Annotated in this window: 14 protein-coding genes and 1 tRNA gene; 7 read left to right on the top strand and 8 right to left on the bottom strand. The window is 39.6% G+C overall.

The features are described from left to right. Positions 1-158 precede the first annotated feature (158 nt). Positions 159-248, bottom strand: a tRNA-Ser gene (locus tag HLH14_RS06975). A 90-nt stretch (positions 249-338) separates the two neighbouring features. Next, on the bottom strand, positions 339-833 hold the full coding sequence (greB, locus tag HLH14_RS06970) for a transcription elongation factor GreB (protein ID WP_067724224.1): 495 nt from the start codon (positions 831-833) through the stop codon (positions 339-341). 364 nt (positions 834-1,197) lie between these two features. On the opposite strand from greB, the gene HLH14_RS06965 reads away from it, so the two are divergent. Then, the gene (locus HLH14_RS06965) at positions 1,198-2,307 is read left to right on the top strand and encodes an MltF family protein (RefSeq protein WP_067724225.1); all 1,110 of its coding nucleotides are present in this window, start codon (positions 1,198-1,200) and stop codon (positions 2,305-2,307) included. A 59-nt stretch (positions 2,308-2,366) separates the two neighbouring features. Here HLH14_RS06965 and HLH14_RS06960 read toward each other — a convergent pair whose 3' ends face one another. Both HLH14_RS06960 and ttcA read right to left on the bottom strand, forming a co-directional pair. Beyond that, the gene (locus HLH14_RS06960; protein WP_067724226.1) at positions 2,367-2,750 is read right to left on the bottom strand and encodes an SCP2 sterol-binding domain-containing protein; all 384 of its coding nucleotides are present in this window, start codon (positions 2,748-2,750) and stop codon (positions 2,367-2,369) included. A 216-nt stretch (positions 2,751-2,966) separates the two neighbouring features. Next, positions 2,967-3,887, bottom strand: a complete 921-nt coding sequence (gene ttcA / locus HLH14_RS06955) for a tRNA 2-thiocytidine(32) synthetase TtcA (RefSeq protein ID WP_067724227.1) — start codon at positions 3,885-3,887, stop codon at positions 2,967-2,969. Between the two features lie 500 nt (positions 3,888-4,387). Here ttcA and HLH14_RS06950 point away from each other — a divergent pair, with 500 nt between their 5' ends. Both HLH14_RS06950 and htpX read left to right on the top strand, forming a co-directional pair. Next, a complete protein-coding gene (locus tag HLH14_RS06950) occupies positions 4,388-5,254 on the top strand; it encodes a lytic transglycosylase domain-containing protein (protein ID WP_067724228.1) in 867 nt (288 codons plus the stop codon). Between the two features lie 142 nt (positions 5,255-5,396). Beyond that, positions 5,397-6,302 carry a protease HtpX gene (gene htpX, locus HLH14_RS06945; protein WP_067724229.1) on the top strand — a complete coding sequence of 302 codons (906 nt, stop codon included), beginning with the start codon at positions 5,397-5,399 and terminating at the stop codon, positions 6,300-6,302. A 67-nt stretch (positions 6,303-6,369) separates the two neighbouring features. On the opposite strand, the gene HLH14_RS06940 is transcribed toward htpX, so the two are convergent. The 3 genes from HLH14_RS06940 to HLH14_RS06930 form a co-directional block, all read right to left on the bottom strand. Beyond that, on the bottom strand, positions 6,370-6,720 hold the full coding sequence (locus HLH14_RS06940; protein WP_067724230.1) for a VOC family protein: 351 nt from the start codon (positions 6,718-6,720) through the stop codon (positions 6,370-6,372). A 31-nt stretch (positions 6,721-6,751) separates the two neighbouring features. Then, positions 6,752-7,342 carry a DUF4112 domain-containing protein gene (locus HLH14_RS06935; RefSeq protein ID WP_067724231.1) on the bottom strand — a complete coding sequence of 197 codons (591 nt, stop codon included), beginning with the start codon at positions 7,340-7,342 and terminating at the stop codon, positions 6,752-6,754. 215 nt (positions 7,343-7,557) lie between these two features. Beyond that, positions 7,558-10,659, bottom strand: coding sequence for a multidrug efflux RND transporter permease subunit (locus HLH14_RS06930; protein WP_067724232.1), 3,102 nt, complete (start codon positions 10,657-10,659; stop codon positions 7,558-7,560). A 508-nt stretch (positions 10,660-11,167) separates the two neighbouring features. Between HLH14_RS06930 and HLH14_RS06925 the strand changes: the two genes are divergently transcribed. After that, entirely contained in the window at positions 11,168-11,542 is a 375-nt protein-coding gene (locus HLH14_RS06925) for a diacylglycerol kinase (RefSeq protein WP_067724233.1), read from the top strand. Positions 11,543-11,711: 169 nt separating this feature from the next. On the opposite strand, the gene HLH14_RS06920 is transcribed toward HLH14_RS06925, so the two are convergent. Further along, positions 11,712-13,313, bottom strand: a complete 1,602-nt coding sequence (locus HLH14_RS06920) for an isocitrate lyase (RefSeq protein ID WP_067724234.1) — start codon at positions 13,311-13,313, stop codon at positions 11,712-11,714. A gap of 803 nt (positions 13,314-14,116) precedes the next feature. Between HLH14_RS06920 and HLH14_RS06915 the strand changes: the two genes are divergently transcribed. The 3 genes from HLH14_RS06915 (at position 14,117) to HLH14_RS06905 (ending at position 16,910) form a co-directional block, all read left to right on the top strand. Further along, positions 14,117-15,106 carry a LysR family transcriptional regulator gene (locus HLH14_RS06915; RefSeq protein ID WP_067724250.1) on the top strand — a complete coding sequence of 330 codons (990 nt, stop codon included), beginning with the start codon at positions 14,117-14,119 and terminating at the stop codon, positions 15,104-15,106. Positions 15,107-15,235: 129 nt separating this feature from the next. Continuing rightward, positions 15,236-16,564 carry a polyamine export protein PaeA gene (gene paeA, locus HLH14_RS06910; RefSeq protein ID WP_171532799.1) on the top strand — a complete coding sequence of 443 codons (1,329 nt, stop codon included), beginning with the start codon at positions 15,236-15,238 and terminating at the stop codon, positions 16,562-16,564. 64 nt (positions 16,565-16,628) lie between these two features. Beyond that, on the top strand, positions 16,629-16,910 hold the full coding sequence (locus HLH14_RS06905; RefSeq protein WP_067724236.1) for a hypothetical protein: 282 nt from the start codon (positions 16,629-16,631) through the stop codon (positions 16,908-16,910). The last annotated feature ends 5 nt before the right edge of the window (positions 16,911-16,915 follow it).

The raw sequence follows: 16,915 nt of genomic DNA, 5'->3' as shown, positions 1-16,915 counted from the left end.
GCCGCTTAAAGACTTTTACATTCAACCTCTTAAGTCATTTATATCCACTGGATATGCACAACTTTATCCAACTTTCTTCTTTATTTATACTTTATTTTTTTATGAATAAAAAATTTTAGGCAATAAAAAACCCCGATCAATGATCGGGGTTTTGAATTTGGCGGAAGCGGTGAGATTCGAACTCACGGAGGACTCACACCCTCGTCGGTTTTCAAGACCGGTGCATTAAACCGCTCTGCCACGCTTCCAATGGCGGCTATGATATAAATAAAAACCCCTCTTGGCAAACACTTTTATGCTTTTTTCTTACTGAGTGATTAAAATAAAATCAAAATACATTAATTTGCTGAATTTTCAGGCTTTTCATAACGAATTTGATTGATATACCACTGTTTCTTGCCTAATGGGGTCAGTACTTCAACTTCATCATCGACTTGTTTTCCAAGTAAAGCGCGTGCCATAGGCGAATCAATTGAAATATGTTGTGGATGGTGATCATAAATTTCATCTACGCCGACAATACGTAAGGTTTTTTGTTCACCTTCATCATTTTCAATATCTACCCAGGCACCAAAATATACTTTGCCCTCTTGCTCAGGCGAAAAATCAATAATTTTAAGCTCTTCTAAACGCTTGCCCAAGTAACGAACACGGCGATCAATCTTACGTAAAATTTGTTTGTTATATTGATAATCAGCGTTTTCACTACGGTCGCCGAGACTCGCCGCCCAGTTCACTTTTTGGGTGATTTCTGGACGTTCTTCATGCCACAAATGCTGTAATTCTGCGACCAGTTTGTCATGTCCAGAACGTGTAATTAAGTTAGATTTCATAGTATTTTTTGATGTTCTGCTTACAATTTGCTTACAAGAGTGGCCTATTTTATCCGCTATTTACACACAACTAAAGTTTATAAAATTAATTCTTCAATTAAATTAATTCCTTATGTTGCATATCTCTAAAAAGTTTAGTACAAAATTTGACAAGTTTATTTTTCACCCTTATTATTCGCGCATGTTTTTAAATCGCTTACTTTTTAATCTATGTAGAAATTCTACATTATTCTCCTTTTAATCTAATGTCATTTTGAATGACGTCATGACTGCCCAACCCTTATTGAATTTATCAAACTTGAAAAAGCTTGAGGCATGTTCGCCTTTGCTTTATAGGGCATAAATTACTTGTAGCGGAGACAACATGCACAGTAGTTCAACTTCTGGGGTGAGGCTTTGCCTTCACTCTTTAAAATCTTCTCTCTCATTAAAAATTCTTGCGTTCAGTACCCTGTTAATTCCATTTCATAGTATTAATGCAAGTAAATCGTACCAATACGATTCTGTAGTCAACGGCAAGCAACTCACCGTCGTTTCAGTGGAAAATTCGACCACAGTATTTAAAGATGGCGCGCATCTACATGGGTTTGGTTATGACCTCGCGCGTAACTATGCCAACAGCTTAAACGTCAAACTGGTGTTTAAAACTGTGCCTGATAACGCGACAGCACTCAAATGGGTATCGCAAGGTAAGGCCAACTTTGCCATGACGACAGCAGATGTCAGTTCTATTGAACAGAAGCGTCTGACTTCTTTTTCAGCAACCTGTGGTGATATCGGCAGCTTGCAACAAAATGGCTTAAATACAAAGCTGAATTGGGTATTTAAACACGCAGATGATCCACTCACACAAACTGCAAGTGGTTTTGTCTGTCAGGGCAAACAGTCTGGTTCGATTCGTCAATTGGCTTCATTCTACAACCAGAATGCGGTTCAAGAAGAATCATGGGATAGCATTCAGCGTGATTTAAATCAACGTATGCCTATTTATAAAGCCAGCTTTAAAAATACAGCTGCAAAATATGATTTAGATTGGCACTTGTTAGCAGCAATTGGTTATCAGGAATCGTATCTGAAACCCAATTCTGTATCGCCTACCGGTGTTCGTGGTTTGATGATGCTGACCAACAGTACGGCAAAAGCCATGGGTGTGAGTAACCGAACTGACCCTGCTCAAAGTATTGAAGGTGGCGCGAAGTATTACGACCAGATGTTAAGTCGTTTTACAGATGTTCCTTATCCTGATCGTAACTGGTATGCACTTGTTGCTTACAATATGGGACCAGGTGCCGTTAATCAGATTCAAAATCGCATTCGTGCACAGGGTAAAAATCCAAATAATTGGGTCAATCTGTATAGTTATTTAGATCGTAACAAAGCCAGCAATGGTCGTTATCGTCAAGCGGTACAGTATGTAACTCGTATCCGCTCTTATTTAGAACATATTAAAACAACACAGTTAGTGAATATTTAATCTCTTCTAAATATAAAAAAAGCTTACCCTTGGGTAAGCTTTTTTATGCTTAAAAGTTCTTAAGTGGTTTGCTCAAGCACTTTCTTAAATAAATCTTTTTGTTCTTGGCTTGGCTTCGCAGTTTGTAAAGCCATCAATTGTGACATATCGCCTTGAACTTTAATTTTGCCTGTCATGAATGCTTGCATTGCAGCCGCCATATCAAATTCCAGGAACACTTTGCGAAGGGTTTCACCATCCATGTTCAAAGTGGTTTTAGCATTTGGAGATAGACCTTTTTTAATTGCACCACCATCCAAAGACAATTCTGTATTGCCTTGTGAATCTGTAACCACTAAGTTGATTGCTAAATTTGCAAGTGCAGGTGGCAAGTTTAAGTCACCAGCTTGAGCAGTTAAGTTCTCTACATTTGAAAACCAATCATCAGTTAAAAAGGTAGGCATGATCTTTCCTCAATTTATTCGTTCATTTGTGTCGCCTATCCAGACAACATCTTTGTGAAGCTATTTATGCTTGACGCTTGTTATAGCATGTAAAATTGTTTTCTGCTTAAAGTTTTTTGCACGATACGTTCAATTTTTATATTTTCAATACATTATTTAACTAAATCAGATACATAAAATAGACACCAATCCTAAAACTGGTGTCTACCGCAACCATTATTCAGCAGCAAAGCCTAAATTCACCATATTGATGCGCTTGCTTTGTGATTCATCTTCTGTTGAACAGCTACCAGTGAAATCAATTTCACGTTGTTCATCTAAAGCTTCAAAGTCAAACAGTTCACGATCGGCCAATTGTGACGGCGATACGTTTTGCATGGCACCAAAAATACTATGTAAACGCTTTGGATATTGAGCATCCCATTCACGCAACATATTGTTGATCATCGCGCGCTGTAAATTTTCCTGTGAACCACATAAGTTACACGGAATAATTGGGAACTGACGCATTTCTGCATACTTGATGATGTCTTTTTCTTCCACATAAGCCAGTGGACGAATCAGGATATTTTTCTTGTCAGATGACAAGAGTTTTGGTGGCATGGCTTTTAAACTGCCGCCATGGAACAAGTTCAAGAAGAAAGTTGCCATAATGTCATCACGATGATGACCTAAAGCCACTTTGGTCGCGCCAATTTCTTGGGCAAAACCATATAACGAACCACGACGTAAACGTGAGCACACTGCACAATACGTTTTACCTTCAGGGGTCAATTTTTTGGTAATGCTGTAGGTGTCTTTTTCCAGAATATAATATGGAATGTTATTTTCTTCTAAATAACGTGGCAAGACATCTTCAGGGAAACCCGGCTGCTTTTGATCAAGATTCACCGCAACGACATCAAAGTTTATGGGTGCAATACGTTTAAACTGCAACATAATGTCCAACAAGGTATAACTGTCTTTACCACCAGAAATACATACCATCACCTTGTCACCTTCTTCGAGCATTTTAAAATCACGAATGGCATGACCGACTTGGCGGCGAAGCTTTTTCAACAAACGGTAATATGCCGAACTTGTTGGCAGTTCTGGTTTGAAATTAAATCCTTGTTCGGACTCAACTGGCGAGTACATAGACGAGATTTACCCATAAATAAAAATACCGCGCAATTTTATCCGATTCAGCATCACATCGCACCAAAAGAATGTAATTTCTGAAAATTGATTATTGTTGTCATTTTCACGTAATGAACCACATGTTATTTTGGACGGCGCAGTTCAAATTTTAGCCACAATGCTTACCAATTGTACTTTTCCACAGTTGTCCACAAAACCTGTGGATAACTTTGTGGATTTCAAAAGGCTTGACAAGGTGTCTGACCTATTGTTTAAGGCTTCTATTTAAATTGATCATTTTTTGATCAATTTTATTTTTAATAAAAATCAACAGCTTAATAGTGTCAAGTTATCCTGATTAAAAAAAAATTAAAATATTTTTTGATTACTATCTCTGCAATTAGCACTTGCTTTTTACAAACTTGCAGAGAAATAAGTTTCAGAACGCTTTTAATTGTGTGTTTTTTTGTTAAACTCCTGTTGAACTGTCTGGAGCAGATTTTTTTCTATATAAAAAAATGAAAAATAACATTGTAAGCATGGGACTTTATTTTTTGGGGTGTGTGACAGTTGGTTCTGTTGCATCGACCAGTTATGCCGGTCAAACCATCTACCAGTTAAAAGAATCGAATGGCACGACCCTACTCACTAACAAAAAGAGTCGTTATAATCATTTAAAAGTGGAAAAAAAGACTTATTATCCGGACAGTAATATCCATAGTTATAGTAACTGGGGTTCGTCTGAAGCCTCGGTGCTTCCAAGCTATAGTCGCAATAAAAATGCCTTTGACCCTATTATTAAACAGGCAGCGTCACAACACGGTATTTCTGAAGGCTTGATTAAAGCAGTCATGCATACTGAATCTGGGTTTAATGTGAATGCGCGTTCACCTGTCGGTGCACAAGGACTGATGCAACTGATGCCTGCAACGGCACGACGCTTTAATGTTTCCAATGCATTCGATCCCCAGCAGAATATTATGGCTGGAGCAAAATATTTGTCTTGGCTGATGAAACGTTTTAACGGTAACACCTCGCTGGTTTTAGCCGGCTATAATGCTGGTGAAGGCAATGTGGCCAAATATGGCGGCATTCCCCCATTTAAAGAAACGCAGGATTATGTAAGACGGGTGAGCAGTCGTTATAGCAACTTATACTCAAATGGAATTGCGACTAGTACAAGTTCAAGCAATGACCATCACGCTGAACATGGAAAAATTATCGCGCAATCAAGTTCTAATGAGTCATCATCAAATTCTACGTCTCATTACAGTGCGCAACGTCAAATCATCATGGCTTCTGATGGTCGTTTTACCGATGCCCCTATAGGTTCTTACGCCACAGCACATGCCACGGCTTCTGCGAAAATTTCAATTACTGATTAACAAAGCCATTTTTTGAAATCTGTATCATCCAACAGAATTACTTATTTTTCTTCTTGAATTTTTAAGACTTACACCTCATATTTAGTAGATGATTTTTGATTCATAAATCAGATTATTTTTTTATTATAAGAGGATTCTCTCAATGATGCGGATTGGTTTGTTCTTGCTTACCAACCTCGCGGTACTGGTTGTAGCTGGCATTATTTTGTCACTCTTCGGTGTCGGTAGTTACCATGGCGCGGGTGGCTTAAATCTAGGCAACCTATTGGTCATCTGTTTTGTCTTTGGTATGGTTGGTTCTATCATTTCCCTGTTCATGTCAAAATGGATGGCGAAAAAAACCACTGGGACAGAGCTTATTGATCCCAATGCGCCTCGTAATCAAGCAGAAGCATGGTTATTACAAGAAGTTGCGCAATTGTCGCAACGCGCTGGTATCAATATGCCAGAAGTGGGTATCTTCCCTTCTTATCAGTCCAATGCTTTTGCAACAGGTTGGAACAAAAACGACGCTTTAGTAGCCGTTTCAACGGGTTTACTCGAACGAATGAACAAAGACGAACTTCGTGCGGTACTTGCGCATGAAATTGGTCACGTTGCCAATGGTGATATGGTGACCCTTGCTCTGATTCAAGGTGTCGTCAATGCCTTCGTTATGTTCTTTGCACGTGTGGTCGGTGATTTTATTGACCGTAACGTGTTTGGTCGTGAAGATGGCGAAGCACCAGGACTGGCTTACTTCGGTATTACTATCGTACTGGATATCGTGTTTGGTATTTTGGCATCTTCTATCGTGATGTGGTTCTCACGTCACCGTGAATACCGTGCCGATGAAGCTGGTGCACGTTTAGCCGGTAAACAAGCCATGATTTCAGCATTGTTACGTTTACAAGCAGAATCAGAAATGCCTGATCAAATGCCAAAAGAAATGAAAGCGTTTGCAATTGCGGAAGGTAAAGAACAAGGTTTCAGCTTGGCTGCTTTGTTCCAAACTCACCCAACGATTGAACAACGTGTGGCTGCATTACATCAGTTAAACTGCCCATAATATGGTTTGATTAAAAATACTGGTTGATTAAATTGATATAAAAAAGCCTCCGAAATGGGGGCTTTTTTTAATGCTGTTGAATGCAACGTAATAAGCTGCCGTTGATATCAATGACACAGAGCATCTCTATTTCAGTTAGGTGTTCTATCCCAGTGATTCGAGCTTGGGGAAATGCCGCCCAATTTAAACCCTGCCATGCTTGATAAAGTGCTGGCAAATCCTCAACCCGAATACACGCACTATGCCAAGAGCTTTTAAGATCGAGCGCTGGATGATGAAAAAATTCCAGAGTTAAACTACCACGATGCAGAATCATCCATTCATTAGATTGATAGGTAGATTGAAAACCAAGCATGCGATAAAAATCACATGTCGCGTCAAAATTGATCGCGGGTAAATTCGCAGCAATATAATCCATGGTTCTTATCCCTAAATCTTATCGAGCAAAATCAAAAAGCACTCAATCCTTGAAACCATTGCCATAACCAGCTCAAACCTAACCACATCGCAATCAGCATCAGCACCAAAACGATTCCCCCTAAAAGATCAGGAATATGTAACCACAGCCAAGCCACCACAGGATTTCGCCAAAAGGCTGAGCTCTGTTGTTTATGCTCCAGGCTTTCATGCAAAAATGGATGCACCACATGTGAATCACTGTGAATCTGATATTCCTCTCGAATATGCTCATGCACAATGGTTAAGGCTTTACGGCTTGGACGAATAAAAATATCAAACACGGTTCCCAGCACAGGAATAAAACCGACCACAGCATCTACCATGGCCAATTTCATCACCGAATTGAGTTTGCTTTGTGGCACCCCTATTTGCCTGGCTTTATAAATCGCGTAGCAGGTCAATACAAAACCTGCGACATCACCTGCGACAGGAATGGTACTTAATGCGGCATCTGCCCCGACCCCTTGCTTGGTAAACGGAATACGCACCACCGAGTCCATCATATTGGCAAACTTGGCTAAATCCCGCTCTAGACGCACCACCTCTTGCTGGCTGAGTTTTTTTTGTTGTTGCTCTGACATAGGCCTCAATTCCAAGGAAAGCATTATCTAAATACTTGAGATTACACCATATCTTTTCTGCATGCTGTGTATCGATATGATTAATAAAGCAGTTCAATGCTCTGCCAGAACAAATCAAGATTTATAGTGAGCACATTTTTTGGCTCATAAAATGCAGCGATCAATTAATTACTCGATAGGCATCCTGAGAATGCCTATGAGATAATCGTGATTACTCAAGATTCCGGTTGAGCTTTGCCCTTAAAGACAGTCCGGATCAGGACATACATAAATGGAATAAAAATCAGTACCAAGATCGTGGCAAAAATTACCCCACCTAAGACACTCACTCCAATTTCTTGACGACTGACCGCTCCCGCACCAAAGGCAAATACCAATGGAATCACACCTGCACCAAAAGCCAATGAAGTCATTAGAATCGGGCGTAAACGCAGACTCGCCCCTTCCAAAGCCGCTTCAATCACACTGCGTCCTTGCGTCTGGGCAAGTGAGGCAAACTCCACGATTAAAATGGCATTTTTACATGACAAGCCAATGGTAGTCAGTAACGCAATCTGGAAATAGATATCGTTAGGAAATCCAGCAAAATAACTGAACAGGATATTGCCACCAACACCCAAAGGAATGGCACTCAATACAGCAGTAGGAATCGACCAGCTTTCATATAAAGCCGCCAAACACAGGAAAATGAAGCCAATTGAAATCAGATAAAGCAATAGTGCCTGATTACTTGATTTCCGTTCTTCGAAAGACACACCGCTCCAGGCTAAATCAATTCCGGAAACTTTGCTGACCAGCTGATCAATATCCTGCATCGCTTCCCCAGAACTTGCCTTGGAGCTTTTTTCGGCTTCTAGTTCGATGGCAGTATAACCATTAAACCTGTTGACAATTTCCGGCGCACCCGACCACTGAACTTGAGAAAAATTGGTGAATGGCACCATTTCATTATTGCTATTTCTGACCGACCAATATTGCAAATCTTCCGGTTTAGCACGATAAGCCGCATCACTTTGCATAATGACTCTTTTAATCCGTCCTCGATCAATAAAGTCATTAATGTACTTGCCCCCCAAAGCTGCGGACAGCGTACTGTTAATATCAGTTGGAGTTAAACCTGAAGCCATTGCAGCTCTTTGATCAATCGTCACTTTAAGATTGGCTTTTTCAGGTGCGGTTCGTTTATCCATGTTTTCAAATGATGAATACTGTTTCGAATCTTCTTTAAGCTGGTTAAATTTTTGCGTTAAAACTTTGCGCCCCTGACCATCAATATCGCGAACCCAAAGGTTTAAGCCACTGGTATCCCCCAGACCATTGACCACCGGTGGCATGGAAACAGTAATACGGGCATTCTGGTTTTTACGGAAAAACTGGGTCGCACGCTCCTTGATAGCATCGGCAGTATTTTCTTTGCCAGAACGTTCATCCCAGGGTTTTAATTTAATAAAACCCTGTGCCAAATGCTGCCCAGTTCCGGTACGGTTTCGACCATAACGCAGCATCACCAAATCCACATTGTCTTTTTCATTTTCCAGAAAATAACGACGAACCGTTTCCCCCATTTCAATGGTTTTGGTCATCGGGGCATTGTCTTGTAAAGTCACTTGCAGGCTGAGTGAACCCTGATCTTCATTGGGTAAATAGCTGGTGGGCAATGCACGGTAAAACAAGGCAAAAACACTGACTAAAGCCAAAGCCACGACCAAAGTAATCAGGCGGTTTTGAATGGTGAAAGAAGACAGTTTAAGATATTTTCTTTTTACCTGATTAAGCACATTGTTAAACCGATTTGCCCAGCCATAAGGTTTTTCTATCGGTTTTAACACCAATGCACACAATGCAGGAGTCAGAATTAAAGCAACTGCCAGAGAGATAGTCATCGCCGTAACTAAAGTCATGGAGAACTGACGGTAAATCACCCCTGCAGAACCACCAAAAAATGCCATGGGAATAAATACTGCAGTCAGCACCAGGGTAATCCCGATCAATGCGCCACTGATTTCTTGCATGGACTGGATCGATGCCTGCTTGGCGTTTAAACCTTGTTCATGCATCAGCCGTTCAACGTTTTCGACTACTACAATCGCATCATCCACCAGCAGACCAATTGCAAGCACCAAGGCAAACAGGGTTAAGGTATTGATACTCAAACCCAGCACATATAACACTGCCATAGTACCCAGAATCACCACCGGTACAGTAATCGCAGGAATAAGGGTCGCACGCCAGTTTTGCAGGAAAATAAACATCACCACAATCACCAGCAAAATGGCTTCAAATAAGGTTTTTACCACCTCATGAATCGATTGCTGAACAAAAGGTGTGTTGTCATTTGGATAGACCAGCTTATAACCTTTGGGCAATGTTTTGGAAATATGCTCGACCGTTTCATTAATCAGTTTTGAGGTTTGAATGGCATTGGCACCGGATGCCAGGGAAACTGCCATACCGGCTGATGGATAGCCATTGGTCGTATTATAGGATTGGTAATTCTCTGCCCCAATTTCTACACGGGCAACATCCTTTAAATAGACATATTCGCCGGATTGGCTAGACTTGAGAATAATATTGTTAAATTCATCAACCGTTTTTAAACGTGTGCCTGATGTGACTTTGGCATTTAAGTATTGTTCTTCTAATACCGGTAACTCGCCAACTCCACCCGCTGCAACCTGGGTATTTTGTGCTTCTACGGCTTTCTGAATATCGCTGGGAATTAACTTGTATTGTTTGAGTTTATTTGGATCCAGCCAGATTCGCATGGCAAACTGCGAACCAAATACATCAACTTCACCCACACCATCTACACGGGCAATTTCCGCCTCTAAATAACTTAACAAATAATCGGATAATTCAATATTGCTGCTTTTTCTGGTTTCATCATATAGCCCAATCACCATGTGAGTATCACCCAGAGATTTGAATACATTCACCCCTTGGCGCTGTACATCTTCAGGTAATCGGCTCACGACGCTATTGATGGCATTTTGTACTTGAACTTGGGCAGTATCCGGGTCGGTGCCATTTTCAAAGCTGATATTAATCCGGCTACGACCGGTAGAGTCACTGCTGGAACTAAAATAAAGTAAATGGTCCAAGCCTTTAATTTGCTGTTCTAAAATTTGGGTGACACTTTCTTCAACGGTCTCGGCATCCGCACCAGAATAAGTGGCGCTAATCGCAATTCTGGGTGGAGCAATATCTGGATAACGCTCTACCGGTAAATTAATGACTGCAAAAAGTCCCAGTGCCATGACAACAATGGCCAATACACCAGCAAAAATAGGTCGTTGAATAAAATATTTCGACAGCATATGACGTAATCGCAGTATAAGTAGGTGGTAGAACTGGGCAATAAAAACTGGTTCTAAAATAGCAAATTAAAGCTGCTATACAGTAACTAAAAGTTAAAAACACAATATCATGGATATGAAATCTTATTTTTCTCCATAAATAAGGGGAAACTATGAAGATATACCGCTTAATCAACCGCTAAGCGTATGCTTCATCTTTACCATTAGACTGTGAATAGATTATTTTACAAAGTAATTTCATTAAAAAGAAAAGACTGGGCTTGGAATAGGGCAATTTTATTTAACTAAAATTCAGCAACCCCCTTATTTCTACCTACAAGCTCAATATCGGAATTTTTTAATATCCATGCTAATTAAAAAGTATCACCAATCATCGTTCTGTCATTGTTAAATCTTTTTATGCTTCATTTTTTGTAATATAAAAATATAACTTTCCAGTTTTTTAGAATTAAGCCATATTTAAGCCTTATGATCTATCTTGCCTGAAATTTAGCAAAAAAATTAAGCCATGAATCAATCTTCTCCATACAAAGGCAAAACCGGTTTTAAGCGTGTGATTAATGCCACCCATTATTCCATTGCAGGTTTTAAAACTGCATTTAGCAATGAAGCTGCATTTCGTCAAATTGTATTCATAAATTTAATTCTGATCCCTGCCAGTTTTTTTCTGAATGTATCCCGTGTAGAACAAGCAGTGATGATTGCGGTGTGTTTATTGGCACTGATTGTTGAATTATTTAATTCAGCGATTGAAGCAGTAGTAGACCGTATTTCTTTGGAAAGACATGAGCTTTCAAAAAATGCCAAAGATATGGGCAGTGCAGCGCAATTTGTTGCACTGGCGATTATTTTCTTTACATGGCTGATTATTTTAGTACCCTAAGCTTCATCTTTCTTCAATCATTAAAATAAAAAGATTGTTCATTGCAATGCAATTCGCTACATAAAATATAAAAAAGGGAACATATTTTTATGCTCCCTTTTTCTGTTCCGTTTTGATCAGCCATAAAAAAACCCTGCTTTTGCAGGGTTTTTTGAATCACTCGGGAGGATTAACCACCGAATTGGTTCATTGTGTTTTTAGAGTCATCACCAGCTTTAAGTGCGTTGTCACCAGCGAAGATTTCTTTATGATCATCACCGATGTCAGAACCCGCCATTGCTTGGTGTTTAACACATGCAATTGAACCGCGGATTTCTTTACGTTGTACGCCAGCAACATAAGCAAGCATACCTTCATCACCGAAGTAACCTTTAGCAAGCTCATGAGTAGAAAGAGCTGCAGTGTGGTAAGTCGGAAGTGTGATCAAGTGATGGAACACACCCGCTTCACGAGAAGCATCTGCTTGGAATGTACGAACTTTTTCGTCAGCGTCAGCAGCCAATTCAGTTTCGTCATACTCAGCGCTCATTAACTTAGCACGGTCGTAAGCAGAAACGTCTTTACCTTCAGCAACATAACGGTCATAAGTTTGTTGACGGAAGTTTAAAGTCCAGTTGAATGATGGGCTGTTGTTGTAAACAAGCTTAGCATTTGGAACTGTTTCACGTACACGGTTAACCATGTGAGCGATTTCGTCAACGTTCGGAGTCGCAGTTTCGATCCAAAGTAAGTCAGCACCGTTTTGAAGGCTAGATACACAGTCAAGTACAACACGATCAATTTGAGTGTCAGCACGGAACTGGTAAAGGCCAGAAGGTAAACGTTTAGGACGGTGTAATTTGCCGTTACGTTTGATTAGGATTTCGTCTTCTTGCGCTTCAGAAATATCAATTTCAGAAGTTTCTAAGTAGCTGATGTACTGAGAAGCGATGTCGCCTGGCTCTTTAACCACTGGGATTTTTTGAGTCAAGTCAGCGCCTTCAGAGTCAGTACGCGCAACGATGATACCGTCATCAAGACCCATTTCCAAGAATGCATAACGAAGTGCATGAATCTTAGCGATGAAGTCTTCGTGTGGAACTGTTACTTTACCAGCTTGGTGACCACATTGTTTAGCATCAGATACTTGGTTTTCGATTTGAAGTGCACAAGCACCCGCTTCGATCATTTTTTTAGCAAGTAAGTAAGTCGCTTCTTCGTTACCGAAACCAGCATCGATGTCCGCAATAATTGGAACAACATGAGTTTGGAAACCATCGATTTGAGCAGTGATTTCAGCAGCTTTAGCTGTATCGCCCGCTTCGTTTGCTTTTTTAAGCGCACGGAACAAGTCGTTTAATTCTTTTGCATCTGCTTGACGAAGGAAAGTGTAGATTTCAGCAATCAAAGCAGGTACTGAAGTTTTTTCGTGCATAGACTGGTCAGGAAGTGGACCGAATTCTGAACGAAGTGCAGCAACCATCCAACCAGATAAGTAGATGTAGCGTTTATCAGTAGTACCGAAATATTTTTTGTTCGCAATCATTTTTTGTTGTGCGATGAAACCGTGCCAGCAACCCAAAGATTGAGTGTATTTGCTAGAATCAGCATCATATTCAGCCATATCACGACGCATAATAGCAGCTGTATATTTAGCAATATCAAGACCAGTTTTGAATTGGTTTTGCATTTGCATACGCGCAGCATCTTCTGGGCTGATATCGCGCCATGTGCTTCCGAATTTTGCTTTTAATTCACGGATTGCATCTACCGCTGTTTGGTATGTAGTCATGATATTTTCCTGTGTATAATTTTAGGATTTCATCAATCAAAGGACTAAATCTACAAGATATTGATTTGTTCAGATTTAGAGCGCTTCGTTGCTATGGACACAGCTTAGTTTGACTGAAAAAATTAATCCAATAGTCTGCAAGAATCTTCAGTATTTATTTAAAAAATATGTAGATTAAAGTCTAATTATAATTGTCACTAAATTTTATAAGTTACTAATTTTTAAAATTATATTAAAAATAGAAAAAGTCTTTTTTTGTATAACAAATAATCACTATGCTGTTTTATTCTTCATTAGACCTAAGTATAGGGTTTAATAAGAAAGAGTAGTATTCTGGTTTTTATCTCATCTTTCTTATTTTATCGTCATTATTTTAAAAATATAATTGCATTTTATTTCACCAAATAAAGTGCCTTTATCTTTTTCTGCATTCAAAACCTTAGCTGTAAAAAGACCGATCTGCTTTTCCGCGATAAATTTATGAAATACATATTTTCATCTCAAAGCCCATTCTATTTAAGGGAATTCAATCCAATTAAAACCCGTCTATTTGATGCAATTGCATGAGCCGCAATTCGAGCTTTTAAATTCAGTCTTGCAGAGATATAAAGCATCAAATTCATATTTCAATCTGCTTAAAACTCAATGGATAACCACCGATAATTCACAAGCGATAAGAATGGCCAATATGGTAACAAAACCCCTTTTAGGCCGGCTTTTTTTTCATCATATTTCCTACACAAGCCTTACTGCTTATGGCATAATTGACATAATTTCATGGTTTTATTATGGGTATTTTTTATATGAATCTGGAGCGGGTCGATCTCAATCTATTAATTTACCTTGATGTTCTTTTACGTGAAAAAAATGTTACCCGCGCAGCAGAACAATTGGGTGTTACCCAACCTGCCATGAGTAATATTTTACGCCGTCTACGTAATTTATTTAATGATCCGCTTTTAATCCGTTCTTCTGAAGGCATGACACCTACAGAACGTGCTTTAGAATTACAACCTCGTATTCGTGATGCACTTTCTGACTTGTCGATGATTTTAGAACCTCGTACAGAATTCCGCCCTTATACCTCGAATCGCGTTTTCCGCATCATGACCTCTGACTACGCCGAAGCGACTTTGGTTCCTCGCCTGGTTAAAGCATTGCGTTCAGAAGCACCGAATGTGGTTCTCGACTTTTTAACTCCAAGTGATGTGTCTTACCGTGACATGGAACAAGGTAAAGTCGATTTAGCCATTAACCGATTCAATGAAATTCCACAAAGTTTCCACCAAGTCTTGGTTTGGCGCGACAGTTTTTCATGCTTGCTCAACAACAAACACCCTGCCAGCGCAAACTTAAATCTTAAAAGCTATTTAGATGCACAACATATCTGGGTATCTAAAACCGGTATGGGCGTTGGCTTTGGTGTCAATCCAGATAAACAGGCCGGTCTGGGCTGGATTGATCAAGCTTTGGAACGTATTGGGCAAAAACGCAAGATTTCTGTTTTTACCCGCCATTATCAAATGCCTGCGCTTTTGGCATCCAATGTGGATTTGATTGCAACGCTGCCAAGCCGTATTGCCAAACTGCAATCCAACAATCCAAACCTGCTGATTAAAGATCCGCCGTTTTATATTCCAGAATTTGAATTGAAAATGGCATGGTGTCCGCTCTTACATCATCATCCTGCACACCGCTGGTTACGTCAGCTGATTCTGTATGTAGCCCGCCAAATGATTGAAGAAGAAAATCGTGAATTTCTAATGAATAACTCACAATTTTCGCATTATTAATCGTAAAAAATCCTTAAATTCTTCTTTTTTAAGATTATACTGTGCTAATCCAGGTAGTAATTTCATTACTACCTCTAGTCTTTTTGTGTTAAAAATATTCCATAATAATGATGATCTACAGGTGGATTCGTGAGCCTTTTCCAGAATATCCTCATCATCGTGATACTGATTGCGGGAGCCGGTTTTCTATCTTTAACTGAGATTGCCCTTGCCGGTGCACGCAAAGTCAAACTTAAAATCCTCGCAGAATCTGGTGAGGAACGCGCCCAAAAAGTTTTAGACCTGCAAGAACAATCGGCTGACTTCTTTGCGGCTTCGCAAATTGGCTTAAACGCGGTTGCCATTCTCGGTGGTATTTTGGGTGAAGCAGCATTTCGTCCCTATATCGTAAATTTTGTGAACCGCATTTATCAAGGCCCATGGACTGAAAACATTGGCTTTATCCTCTCCTTTAGCTTAGTTACCTCGCTTTTTATTCTTTTTGCCGATTTAATGCCGAAACGCATGGCCATGATTGCACCAGAAAAAATTGCGGTTTCTGTGATTAACCCCATTCAAATTTTCATTAAAATTTGCAAGCCATTGGCCTGGGCCATTAATGCCATCGCGAATTTATTGTTCCGTTTGTTTAAAATCAATACCGTCCGTGATGACAATATTACTTTTGCCGATATTTCAGCAGTGATGGATGCAGGCGCACAAGCCGGTGTATTACAAAAACAAGAACATCATTTCATTGAAAATGTATTTGAACTTGAAGAACGTAATGTTCCTTCAAGTATGACCACCCGTGAAAACGTGGTGTTCTTTACCTTAAAAGAGTCTGAAGCCAGTATTCGTCAAAAATTGGCAGAATATCCTTATTCCAAATTCGTGGTTTGTAGTGAAAATATTGATGATGTGATTGGCTATATTGATGCCAAGGATATTTTGGTCCGTATTCTGAACAACCAGTCTTTACTGCAACTCAATGAAAATACCATTCGTAGTGTACTGACCATTCCAGATACTTTAACTTTATCTGAATTACTCGATCGTTTTCGTTCCACCAAGGAAAAATTCGCGGTTGTTATTAACGAATACGCCTTAGTAGTCGGTGTGATTACCCTCTCTGACATTATGATTACCGTAATGGGAGATTGGGTGACAACGATTGAAGCAGATCAGCAAATTATCAAGCGCGATAATAATTCATGGCTGATTGATGGCAGCACGCCGATTGAAGACATCAAGCATGCGCTTGAAATTGATGAAATGCCGGATGATGAAAACTATGAAACCATTGCTGGTTTCATGATGTATAAATTGCGTAAGATTCCACGCCCTGCAGATGCAGTGATATTTGGCGCTTATAAATTTGAAGTGGTGGATGTCGATCATTTTAAAATTGACCAGTTACTGGTAACACGGCTACTTGAAAGACCAGTAGAAACTGAAAATCAGGAACAAGCAGAGTAATCTGCTTGTTCTTTTTTATTGAATATAAGATCACTACTAAAAACAATAAAACTGGATAATGAGAATGAATATTTCCTTTTCAGCATTACTCGCCTGCTTAAGTTTTTATTCTGGCATTTATATGGTTTACTATTTTTTTGCAAAACAACAACAGCCACTGATCATTTTCATTGCGATTGCACTGCTGATTTTCGCTTGGTGGATTACACCCAATAGCTATGAACGTGATCGGAAAAGTTATGATTCAACCCTGCGTATGGGTGAATTTCTCTGGAATCCACTCATCACCTGGTGGAGACTTTTTATTTGGCCAATCAGTCTATTACTGGCTTGGTTTTATCCATAAAAAAA

Origin of the sequence: Acinetobacter terrae (assembly GCF_013004375.1) — a bacterium.
GTDB classification, from domain to species: Bacteria; Pseudomonadota; Gammaproteobacteria; order Pseudomonadales; family Moraxellaceae; genus Acinetobacter; species Acinetobacter terrae.
The sequence above is the reverse complement of the archived record's forward strand: the minus strand, read 5'-3'. Positions and strand labels throughout refer to the sequence as shown.